This window comes from Pedobacter sp. AC402 (genome assembly GCF_979252805.1).
Window position 1 is genome coordinate 255867 of sequence record NZ_CEEDAI010000011.1, and the last position, 12281, is coordinate 268147.

Sequence of the window (12281 nt, forward strand, 5' to 3'; positions counted from 1 at the left end):
GTTAAAATCTTACGTTAGCTCCAAATGTAAACGTACGTTGTTGTGGGTTACCATTAAAATCGGTACCGTAACCAGTTGTTGCAGATCCAAGGGTATTGGTTTCTGGATCAAGTCCTTTATAACCTGTAAGTACAAATAAATTTTGTGCAGATGCATACAATCTGATTCCGCTAACCTTTAATTTACTAACAATATTTGCCGGAACTTTATAACCCAACGCTACGTTATCCAAGCGCAAAAATTTACCATCTTCAAGAAAACGAGTGGTTACATCACCATCTCTATTAATAAATGTAGATCTACCAAACCACTGTCTTGGTGTTACACCATCTCCCGGATTGGCAGCACTTTGCCATCTTCCTAAAATTTCAGTACCATTATTAACGAAGTTTTGGTTTAACTGATCAACACGTGTTCTGTTAAAGATTTTATTACCGCCTTGAAACCTAAAAAATACATTTAGATCAAAGTTTTTGTAGGTTAAAGTATTGTTAAACCCACCAAACCATTTTGGCAATGAACTGCCTAAAACTTTTTTATCTGTAGTTGCCGATAATGTTGCATTGGCACCCGTTGCTGATGGATTGGCCGGATCGTAAACGTTATAGGTTTGGTTGGTAACATTTCCCTGAATTATCTGACCATTACCTTTTACATATAAAGGATTACCATTTGTCGGATTAACACCTGCGTACTCATAGCCATAAAATGCATTTAACGATTCGCCAACACGGTTAATGTTATAAGTAGTAATTTGATCCTGTGCTTCTCTTAAAGATTCGATTATATTTTTTTAGAGTCGTTAAACTTAAATTCACATTATAAGTAAAATCTGCATTTTTTACCACATCGCCACCAATCGATAATTCAAAACCGGAGTTGAGAATATTTCCAATATTTTGTGTGATAGTATTAGTAGGTACACCTAAAGATGGTGCTGTTGGTGCGCTTTGAACCAATTTATCTGTATTTTGTCTGAAATAATCAGCAGAAACGTTTATCCGACCAGCAAACAAACCCAGTTCTAAACCAAAATCGAATTTCTTTTGTGATTCCCATTGCAAATTATAGTTACCGATATTACTGAAACCGATACCTGGTTGAGCACCATAAACTGCCGCACTATATTGACCCAGGTATTTAAAATTCCCGATACTCACATTACCAACCTCGGCAAATGAACCACGTAAACGGAGATCAGATACAAAACTTAAACCTGTTGAATTTTTAAAGAAGGGTTCTTCAGAAATACGATATGCAGCAGATATACCTGGAAAATAACCAATACGGTTAGCCTCAGGCAGATTAGAGTTTTTATCTGAACGAATTGATCCGCCAATGTAATATCTGTTTTTGTAATTATAATTAACACGTGCCAGGTAAGATTCTAGAGCTGTTCTTACTAAACTACCGGAAGCAGTTGGTGTAACAAATGTTCCTGTTATAATATTCTGATTCCAATAAATATCTGTTAAGTTAGAAACTGATGCCTGATAGAAAGATGCTCTGTCGTTTTGAAATTCCTGAACCAAGGTTACACTTAAATTATGATCGCCAGCAATTGATTTGTTATAAGACAATACATTCTGAAGATCCAGTCTGATGCTCGGACTATAAGCCTGAGACATACTGCCATTACTACTTACCCCATCACCTGCACGTGGATCGGTATAACTGAAATCATCAACATTTTGATTATCAACACCAACTTGTGTTCTAAATTTCAAACCATCAAAAAGATTAACCTCGGCATAAGCTGTTGCTAGTAAACGGTAAGTTTGAGATCTCCTGATATTATTATCCAATACAAAACGTTGATTACCGATGTTATCCGATATTGTAATCAAGTTAGCACCTCTTCCCAATGCGGTTTTATTTGGAGCGATATTATAACCCGTTACGTTTGTTGCATCGTAAACAGGTACGTTAGGCAACATCCTTAACCCTCCAAATATATTTCCTGAAAGTGTATTACTTCCAGTTTGTGGCCCTGTATTATCCTGATAAGTGAAGCCAGAGGTTAAGCCAAAACTAAATACTTTATTTACTTTTTGATCGAAATTGGCCTTAATAGAATATCTTTTTAATGAATTGGAAATAATTACTCCTTCTTGATCGCTATATCCAAGAGAGAAATAATATTTTGCTTTTTCGGTACCGCCAGATGCTGAAACATTATGATTCTGTTGCGTTGCCGTACGGAAAAGGTAATCTTGCCAATCTGTATCTACAAAACCACCATTCCCATCCGAAAGAGGAAATGCCTGCGGCGCATTACCTGCAGCAACCAAACGCTCATTGGCAATCTCAATAAACTGATTCGCATCTAATTGATCATATCGTTTAGAAACTTTACCAACCGCATAGTATCCATCGTACGTAAAATTAGTTTGGCCTGCTTTACCTTTTTTAGTCGTAATTAAAATTACACCACCGGCAGCTCTTGATCCATATATCGCTGTTGAAGCACCATCTTTAAGCACCTCAAATGATTCAATATCAGAAGGATTAATATCTGCTAATGAGTTCGATGAAGTAAAACCACCAACATCATTAGAAAATATTGGCACACCATCAACCACATAAAGCGGCCCTTGGCCAGAAGTAATTGTGTTTGTACCACGTATGCGCACTTGTGCTGGTTGCCCAAGTAAACCATTTGCTGTAATTACCTGTACACCAGGAGCTTTACCCGCAAGAGCTTTATCAAATGATGGGATAGATCTATTTGCAAATTCGTCTGGAGATATACTAGATTGTGATCCTGTTACATCTTTCTACTTACAGATCCATATCCAACAACAACAACATCAGTTAAAGAGCGCGAATCGCTCACCAATACAATATTAACATTGCTAGCATTGCTTAATACTTTTGATTGAGAAATATAGCCAATAAAAGAGAATTCTAGAGTTGATCCTGAATTGGCCTTTAGGGAAAATTTTCCATCTGATCCCGTGGTGGTTCCGCCAGATGTACCTTTAATTTTAACACTTACACCAGGGAGCGGCTTTCCGTCCTCCTGCGCTGTAACTGTTCCAGTGAATGTTCTTTCTTGCGCTATTGCTGAAGTTGCAATAAAAAGCAATATGAACAAACTTTGTAGAAGTTTTTTCATAAAAAATTTAGTTTAGATTTAGTTAATATTGGCCAATATATGATTATTATATTGTAATACAAATTTTACAAAAAATATGCTATCATAATTTTCATTAAACATTAAATAATATAGAAAAGCAGATTTTCTGACAGACTTTTCGAAGTTATGCTCAAATTCAGCAGTTGCCTGTTCTTATGAAATGAATTATGTATTCGATATTTACTGATGAGAGCGTATGGCATTCTGTTACCATTACACTGCGCGGGAAGTTCCTATGTTGTGGTATCGCCAAAATGGTAATAAGCAACACCAAGAACAAACTTAGCAGAAGTTTTTTCATAATAAGTAGTTTTAGTTTCGGTTTACAACCCAATATACGAGAAACGAACTTAACTATCAAAATTACTAAGAAAAATTTTTGTCTAAAATCAAAATAGATAACAAAAAGAACTCAATAATTCAAGAAATTACCATTAGATAAACTAAATAAACAAAAAAGAAAATAATAACAACTATAAATGTGTATTATATATAAAATCAATACAAAAATTTTGCTCTTATAGGACAAGCAGAGCATTATAATTCAAAATTAGCGAGTATTTTACATACATAATACTAATTTGCATTATATTAAAGGGAAGAAAATACTAAGTTTTTGTGAAGCCTGTATAAATACTACAGCGATAACACTCAATAACAGCATTTTTGGAATACGTATTATTTCTTTGGCAAAGATGAATAAAAAGCTAAAAATTTTATCAAATCTGAATCCTTCATTAAATCAAGTTTGTTTTCTTTGATATAATTTCCAACAGATTCCTTTTTATCTAATGCCATTATAATTGACTTGGCTTCTCTTTTAACTTGAGTTATATTATTTAACCGATCTACCAAAAAGTAAAGTGTACTTGATGTGATTTTTTTCGTTAGTGTAGCAGAATTATATTCACGAAATTCAATGATATTTTTAAGGTCTTTTTTTAGGAATTTAATATCTCCATCGTAAATTACCTCAAAAAAGGACTTTTCCGTGGTTCTAGAACTTTGTTTAAATCCATTTTTAAAAACTACAGGAGCTCCCTTACCATTAATCAGAGAGAATTCAGTTATCGGATCTGAAAATGAATAAGCCTCTTCTTTGAAAAAATATATGGGCATATCCTCAACTTCATCATACTTCAAAAGATATTCATCATTTTTTTTACCGGTAACAGTTATAACATACCCTTTAGACCAAGCCTCATTGAAATAAATATTACCAATAACTTCAGCATATTTATTTGAGATAAGTGGTTTTCCTGCAATATCCTGAAGAATTTGCGCATTGGCATTTAAGAAAGAAAAGAAACAAAGAGAAAAAAGTAGGCAGGCCTTTAATTTACTAGTCATTTAGTTTAATTTTTAAAATAAATGGGAGGAAAAAGTTCCTCCCTTTTATTTTATTGTGTAATTGTAAGGGTATAAGTTTTATAGTTTGCACTTGCTACAATAGCACCATTGCCAATTAAATTAAGTACCACAGTTTTTGTTCCTGTAGCAATATTTCCAGGAATAGCCGTAATGGTAATAGTGGCAGAGCTACTATTTGCAGGAATAATTACTTTTCCAGCTGTTCCACTTAAGCTAAAATGAGTGCCAACTGTACCTGTGCTTGTGCTAGCTACCTCATACATGATTTCCGTATCAGCCGTTTGCTGGTGTCCAACCAACTGTATAGTTGCAACTGCCGTTCCGGGGGCTGCAGCTGTGCCTTTTTTAACACTTGCGGTTAAAGGCACAAACTCAACAACATCAGGTCCAGTATAAATATTATCTCTGTTCTTCATACAAGAAACAGAAGATATACTGATTAAAGTTAGTAGTAATAAATATATTTTCGCTTTCATAATTATCTTTTTAGTATCCGAAGTTTTGTGCAATATTAGGATTATTCTGAACTTCCGTTAATGGTATTCTAGCCAATAATCTAAAATCTGTATATGGAATAGTAGAGTTAGGAGTTGAATTTGCTGGCAATGTTGTTGTAGATTTATTAATCGATGAACCTGTTCTCAATAAATCCCAATATCTAAAACCTTCATAAGCCAATTCAATTCTTCTTTCTTTAAGGATTGCATCTAAAGTAACTGGTGTAGAAATTAGGCCTGCCCTTAAGCGAATTTTATCTAAATCTGCTTGGGGTGTAGCGCCGATGGCGGAACTATTTCTAAAATTAGCCTCAGCTCTAGTTAAATACATTTCACTAACTCTTATCAATTTAATGTTATCATATTGAGGCCCTTTTGCTGATGGATATTTTTGATTCCAAAGAATTGCTTCCGAACCCTTAGTAATAGCAAAAAGCATATCCTTACGTACATCGCCTGTTTCATAAGCTGCAACAAGGTTTGCCTGAGGAGCAGCATCACCATAACCAGCCCCAGCAAGAGATGGTGGCAAACCAACACTACTTCTAGTATAAATTGAACTTAAACCATCTGAACCTGCACTTTCTGTAACTTCGAAATTCAATTCAAATATTGATTCAGGAGAACTTGGTGAAGTAAAAATACTTGCATATGCTGCGGATTTTAAAGCTGGTGTAATTGCAGTTGCTGGATCTACAAAAGTACCAACGCCTGAATTGATAGCCGTATTCGCAAAAGTAGCTGCATCTGCCCAATCACCATTAAACAAAGCAACACGCGCCCTTAAAGCATTTGCTGCAGCTAAGCTTACTCTTTTTGGAGCAAATGAATTATCTAATAATCCTATTGCTGTGTTAAGATCTGTTTTAATTTGTGCATAAACCTCTGATACTGTATTTCTGGACGGATATTTGATATCTGCAGGATAATTTTCAACGAAATCAAGTGTAATTGGCACTCCTAAATTCCTGTTCGACACAATTTGTTGCGGATTGTATCCATAACTTTTAACCAAATCAAAATAAGCTAAAGCACGAACAAAATAGGCTTCTCCCTGAAGCTGTTTTTTTCTTAATGGAGTTAAACCAGTCACCAATTCAGAATATTTAATAACCCCATTTGCGCGGTTAATAATACTATAACTCGCGGCCCATAAATCAACAGTAGCAGCGATTGTATTATTAGATTCAGATACGAAGCGATTCGAATTTGTATTTACAATACGCATATTATCTGATAACAGCTCTGGAATAACAATATAGTTCCTTCCATAATAAGTAGTTGCCTGTAACGATTCGTACAAACTATTAACCAATCCTTCAACACCAGCTGCCTCTTTTAAAGCTACTGATGATGAAATAGAATTTTTAGGTTCGGTTTGAAGTGTCTTTTTGCAAGATGACGCTGCAAATAAAGTGACAGCTGTCATAAACATGATATATTTATTTTTCATTATTTTATTATTATAATCCAATATTAATACCAACAGTATAATTTTTAAACTGAGGATATTGACCAAAATCACCACTTGTATTTACAAACTCTGGATCCACACCTTGGTATTTTGTTATTGTCCAAAGGTTAAGACCTTGGGCATAAACTTTAACCGAACGAAGTTTTACTGCGGATAGCCACTCTTTAGGTAAATCATATCCTACACTAATCGTTTTTAAACGGATATAAGATCCGTCCTCATAAAAGCGATCTGATGTTGCGTAAGAAGATGAGTGGTTAATGCCACCAACGTTCAATACTGTTCCTCCGAAGTAAGGTTTTGGTATTCCAGTAAACTGACCAGGGGTTGTCCAGCGGTCTAAATTGGTTGCGTATTGATTTCTATCTACTGTTGAGCCTGCACGTTCAAAGAAGAACTTATCTTGATTTAACACTAAATTTCCATAACTAAATTGAAAGAAAGCACTTAGTGAAATACCTTTATAATTAATTGTATTCGTTAAACCACCAGTGTATTTAGGATTTAGATCACCAATATAACTTCTGTCAGTTGCTGGGTTTTGAGTATAAGTAATGTTACCATTTCCATCGTACCACATTGCTCTACCATCAGCAGGGTTAACACCAGCAGAAGTATAAGTATAAATAGAGTTAATCGGACGCCCTACTGCAATACCAAAGTTACCACCCAATAAAGTCTGACCATCAAGTAATGAAACTATTTTATTTCTGTTTAATGCAATATTTGCATCTGTTTTCCAAGAGAAGTTGTCGGTTTTAATATTCAGTGTAGACAACTCGAATTCAAAACCACGATTACGCATTTTACCCACATTTTGTCGAATAGAAGTAAAACCAGATGTTAATGGAAGTGGTTGATCTAACAATAAATTAGAGTTTACCTTATTGTAATAGCCAATTGTACCACTAACACGATCTCTGAATAAGTTAAATTCTAGCGCTACATCTAATGTTGTAGCACGCTCCCATGCCAATGAAGGATTTGCTAAATTAGAAGGTGCTAAACCAGAACCTAGGGTTGAACCTGTACCTGAAGTAACATAATCTCCGGATTTTGCATAAAGTGCGCGTGAATCGAAATTTCCAATAGCTTGATTACCCGTAGTACCATAACTGGCTCTTAATTTTAAATCAGAAACGAAGTTAACATTCTTCATAAAATCCTCTTGAGAAATACGATAAGAAACTGCACCCGCAGGGAACCATCCAAAAGTATGCTCATTACCAAATCTGGATGAGCCATCATACCTTACCGTTCCAGACAAATAATATTTGCTTTTATAATTGTAATCCACCTTTGCGAAGTACCCTGCAGTTCTAAAAGTAGTATAAGTACCAGAAGTTGTTGTTGGTGTACTTCCTGAAGAAACCTGAGTGAATTGATAAGAAGGAAAACCTTGTGATGCAGCCAAAGAGTAGGTGCGAACTTCACTACGGTAATTGAAACCTACAATAGCATTTAAATTATGTACGCCATCAAACGTTTTGGTGTAATTTAAAGTTTGATCTGTTTGAAAGTTGGTATTTCTTGTATTTCCGGCAGATGCTGAACCATTAACAGATCTTCCATCGCCAAAACGAGGATCATTAAAAGTATTTTCAACAATCTCTAAATAATCAACACCATAGCTTGATCTAAAGTTTAAATCGTTAAAAATTTTATATTTAGCAATACCACTTCCTGTAAACTGGTTGGTTGTGGCTTTTTGCAAATTGATAGAGGCTACTTGAAGCACATTATATCCATCATAAGCACCCGGTAAAATTGTATTGTAAGTCCCATCTGGATTATAAATTGGATTATTTGGAGACTGTAACTGAGCTGTTCTACTAATGTTTGCAAATGCTCCACCGCCAGATGTTGTATTCTGAGTAATGGTACTCAGGTTCATAGAAGTAGAGAAATCCAATCTATCTGTAGCTTTATGATCTAGATTAACCTTTAAACTTCCTCTCGAGAAATCGGTACCTATTACTTGGCCCTTTTGTGTACTGTAATTTCCTCCTAAATAGAATTGCGTTTTCTCATTACCGCCACGCGCACTTGCATCATAATTCTGGGTACGGCCTTTCTGAGATACTGCATCCAGCCAATCATAAGTGGGAACATTATCAATTGAGCCAAAAGGTGTTACATAAGTATTATAAAAATTTGTATACTGTGTTGATGTTGCTCCGTAACGATTAGCATAGGCCTCCAATGATAGCTGAATCCACTGTGGCGAATTGAGCAATTTAGGTTTTGAAATAAAGTCGTTATAACCTACGTAAGAACTTACATTGATTTGAGTTTTACCAGATTTACCTCTTTTCGTTGTAATAATTACTACACCGTTTGCACCAGATGCACCATAAATTGCCGCTGCAGAAGCATCCTTTAATACAGTTAGAGATTCAATATCGTCAGGGTTTAGTGCGCTAAGTGCGTTTGCACTCGTAGTAGAACTTGTAAAATCACCTGAGTTTACCTGAACACCATCAACTACGTATAATGGGCTATTTCCTGCATTAATTGACCCTATACCCCGGATACGTACATTGATTGCTGCACCAGGAATACCACTTGTTGATGTTACCTGAACACCGGCGAGTTTTCCTTGCATTGCTCTATCAACACTTTGAACCGGCATGTTTTCAATATCCTTTCCAGAAATTGTACTCGTAGAACCTGTAACATCCTTTTTGGCCTGCCTTAACCCGAAACCTGTTACTACAACTTCTTCCAATAGCTTCGAGTCATCGTCCAATACTACATTTAAAGTATTTGACGCGCCGATGGAGACTGTTTTAGCAGCATATCCAATGGAAGAAAATAATAATGTTTTTGTACCTGCTGCTACCTTAACGGTAAACTGACCATTAGCTCCGGTTATAGTAGCACCTTCAGTGCCAACCACCTTTACGCTAACACCAGGAAGGGGCTGTCCATCACCTTTACTTGTAACTGTCCCTGTAATTGTTCGGTTTTGTGCCATTGCAGAAAATGCAATAAACAGCAACACGAACAAACTTTGTAGAAGTTTTTTCATGAATTTAAATTAGTTGTTTATTTGTTTGATTAATTAAAACTAATCTACAGAAAAAAACTTTATGTCTTCAAAATGATACAAATAATACATACATAATTTTAAATTATGACAATAAAATTACTTTTATAAATATTATTTTAACTAATAAAATAGTTAACGAGAAAAGTTATTAATGTTCCTGATAGGGATAATTAAATAAAAAAGGCTAGCCATAAATATGGCTAGCCTGCATTAAATAATTTGAATTAAACTACCTTGATTTTTTAAAGGTATAAGTCTCATCAAAAGAACGAGTACCAGCGGTCCACACTGCATGAAGTACTTTTTTTGCAGGATCCCAACTACTAATAGGATTGGTAATAGGTGTTCCTAAACCACTTACTACTGTAACTTTATTTGTTGCAAAATCAATACGATATGTCATGATATTAGAATATGTATTTAACAAATTGGTAGTTACAGTATTAGCACTTGCGGTTACTAATGGCACATCTGTAAAGGATGCGTTTGGAACCAAAGCGGTTGTAGCACTAGTTGTATAATCATAAAGACCATCAACAGCGTTCTTAGCACCAATTTTAACAATGATATTACCAAAATTCCCACTAATAGTTCCGGTAGATGCAGATAATATTTTAAATGCCAATGCTGTGTTTTTAGCAAAGTCAAACAAATTTGGTTTAAGTGCAATAGTAAAAGACGCAGATCTTTGACCAGCCGGAATAGTTAAGTCCATAGATCCTATTGAATATAGGGCCGGATCTAGTGGCTCAAATAAATCACCAGACACATCATCTTCAGCATCATCTGGATCCTGACCCAAAATAACAGCGGCAGCTCTTGCGTCAGCTACTATTTTTGCATTGTATTTTGTTATAATTGTTGGATCAAGAGCCACTTTAACATTGATATTTTCTGGAGCTGCATCCACACCTGCATAGTTAACTTCTATGGTAAGCGAACCTGTAGGGAGAATATCAAATGATTTAATGTAAACAGGATACGGACTACTTACTGGCGAAGAAATATAATCAACATTTTTAAATTCGATGATATTTTTAATTGCGCCATCTGCGTCTGGTAATGTAAGGGACTTATCTTTTAAACAAGAAGTCAATCCTGTAGCTAAGCATCCTAATAAGAACAGATTAATAATTTTTTTCATTTTCTATAAATTAATAGTTAACAACCTATTTAGCCCAAAATATCTTAGAAGTATATTTATCAGCAGCAGGAATATTAGCTGCATTATATTTAAACTCCGTTATTGGATAAAGAATTCTTGTTGGCAATTTGTTTGCAGCAGTTGCCTGCGATGTAATAGAAACAAATGTTTGGCTTGAATTTGCTCCAGATGTTACAATCGCTGGATAACCAGTTCTCCTAAATTCGTTCCAGGCTTCATGCCCAAAAGTCATATTAAATGCTAAATACTTTTGAGTGATGATAGCAGCAAGTCTTTGTTCATCTGTTGTAGCAACACTGAAATCAACTAAAGGATTTCCTACATTGGTGACAGCATTAATATTTGAAGTTTTATAAGAAGCTAGCCAATCTGTAATTTGTTGCTCAGTTACAGTAACTGTACCAGCATTATTGGTTGCTAAATATCTGTAGGATGCTTTTACTCCAGAATCGAAGTTTGTTGCTGCAGTACCAGGTACAAGACCAGATAAGTTTGCCTCCGCTTGCAAAAAATAACTTTCAGCAGCTAACATAATCGGCTGACTAGCATCTGGACCTTTTAAAATCCCAACGTGCTCATAAGTTGTAGCATCAGTACCTCTGTACCAAGAACTAGGCGATGCACCACGTCCAGCGTCGGATAACTGATAACCCAATTGATTTGTTGCAGTGGTAACACCGGATTTAAAAGTTAAATTAGCACGTGTAGCATCTTTTAGCTTAGTACCGTTGTAAAAACTCATAATCCAAGGTGTAACGGCATACTGACTAGCTGCACCAACTGCAGTTCCAGAAGCTGCATAAGCCCATCTGTTCCACGCCGGGTTTTGTTTACCGTCAATTTTAGTATAACCTGGCTGCACAGATGCATCTGCATCAATAAAACCAACCGCAGTATCAAAGGTTGTATTAGTAAAAGTTACTTTCCCACGTCCTTTTAAAACCAACTTTAACTTGATTGTATTAGCGAATTGAGCCCATTTGGTTGCGCTACCACCAAAAAGTGGATCCGAAGAAACGAAAGCTGGTGAAGCCTTTGTAACAGTTTTAAAACTCGTAATTGCTTGATCGCACAAATCAGCTAAATTTTTATATATATCGGTCGCCTTATCATATTTTGGCTGTACATTAGCTAGGCCAAGGTTAGCTTCAGAATAAGGAACGTCATTATAGGTATCAACTAATAATTCAAAATTATATGCTTTCAAAACCTTCGCAGCAGCGTTAAATTCTAACTTAGTAGCATCACCATTTGACTGATCTGCTACATACTTAACATCAGTTAAGATATCATAAGTGTTAGCCCAAAGCCCAGAAAACTCATCGTTTTGGTAATTATAAGAAACAATAGATCCCCATCCACTAACACCACCACCATTTGCAAAGTAACCTGCAACCTGACCGCCGTAGAAATTAAATTGAGCTATGTTATTCGCCGTAGCAACGATTGCTTGTGGCAATACAGTATTTACTGTTGCCTCTAATGGCTGATTGGGATTAACATTAATATCCAAGTCTTTCTTACACGAAATAACTGAAGAAACCAATAATAATCCAAATATATATTTAAAACTTTTTTTCATG

9 protein-coding genes are annotated in these 12281 nt (G+C 35.5%); all 9 read right to left on the reverse strand.

The genetic code is table 11. The features are described 5' to 3' along the window. Position 1: 1 nt before the first annotated feature. The 9 genes from AC0IWE_RS19905 to AC0IWE_RS19945 all read right to left on the reverse strand — a co-directional run bounded on the left by AC0IWE_RS19905 (position 2) and on the right by AC0IWE_RS19945 (position 12280). Positions 2-517 carry a hypothetical protein gene (locus AC0IWE_RS19905; RefSeq protein ID WP_471794453.1) on the reverse strand — a complete coding sequence of 172 codons (516 nt, stop codon included), beginning with the start codon at positions 515-517 and terminating at the stop codon, positions 2-4. Between the two features lie 223 nt (positions 518-740). Further along, complete coding sequence (locus AC0IWE_RS19910) at positions 741-2750, reverse strand: SusC/RagA family TonB-linked outer membrane protein (protein WP_471794798.1); 2010 nt, start codon at positions 2748-2750, stop codon at positions 741-743. Between the two features lie 17 nt (positions 2751-2767). Beyond that, positions 2768-3118 carry a carboxypeptidase-like regulatory domain-containing protein gene (locus tag AC0IWE_RS19915; RefSeq protein ID WP_471794454.1) on the reverse strand — a complete coding sequence of 117 codons (351 nt, stop codon included), beginning with the start codon at positions 3116-3118 and terminating at the stop codon, positions 2768-2770. A 699-nt stretch (positions 3119-3817) separates the two neighbouring features. Next, positions 3818-4489: a hypothetical protein gene (locus tag AC0IWE_RS19920; RefSeq protein ID WP_471794455.1), complete on the reverse strand. Its 672-nt coding sequence runs from the start codon at positions 4487-4489 to the stop codon at positions 3818-3820. 50 nt (positions 4490-4539) lie between these two features. Further along, positions 4540-4986 carry a hypothetical protein gene (locus AC0IWE_RS19925; protein WP_471794456.1) on the reverse strand — a complete coding sequence of 149 codons (447 nt, stop codon included), beginning with the start codon at positions 4984-4986 and terminating at the stop codon, positions 4540-4542. Between the two features lie 10 nt (positions 4987-4996). Then, positions 4997-6460, reverse strand: coding sequence for a RagB/SusD family nutrient uptake outer membrane protein (locus tag AC0IWE_RS19930; protein ID WP_471794457.1), 1464 nt, complete (start codon positions 6458-6460; stop codon positions 4997-4999). 10 nt (positions 6461-6470) lie between these two features. After that, a complete protein-coding gene (locus AC0IWE_RS19935) occupies positions 6471-9512 on the reverse strand; it encodes a SusC/RagA family TonB-linked outer membrane protein (protein WP_471794458.1) in 3042 nt (1013 codons plus the stop codon). A 250-nt stretch (positions 9513-9762) separates the two neighbouring features. After that, positions 9763-10677 carry a DUF1735 domain-containing protein gene (locus AC0IWE_RS19940; protein ID WP_471794459.1) on the reverse strand — a complete coding sequence of 305 codons (915 nt, stop codon included), beginning with the start codon at positions 10675-10677 and terminating at the stop codon, positions 9763-9765. A 25-nt stretch (positions 10678-10702) separates the two neighbouring features. Further along, a complete protein-coding gene (locus AC0IWE_RS19945) occupies positions 10703-12280 on the reverse strand; it encodes a SusD/RagB family nutrient-binding outer membrane lipoprotein (protein ID WP_471794460.1) in 1578 nt (525 codons plus the stop codon). Position 12281: the final 1 nt, after the last annotated feature.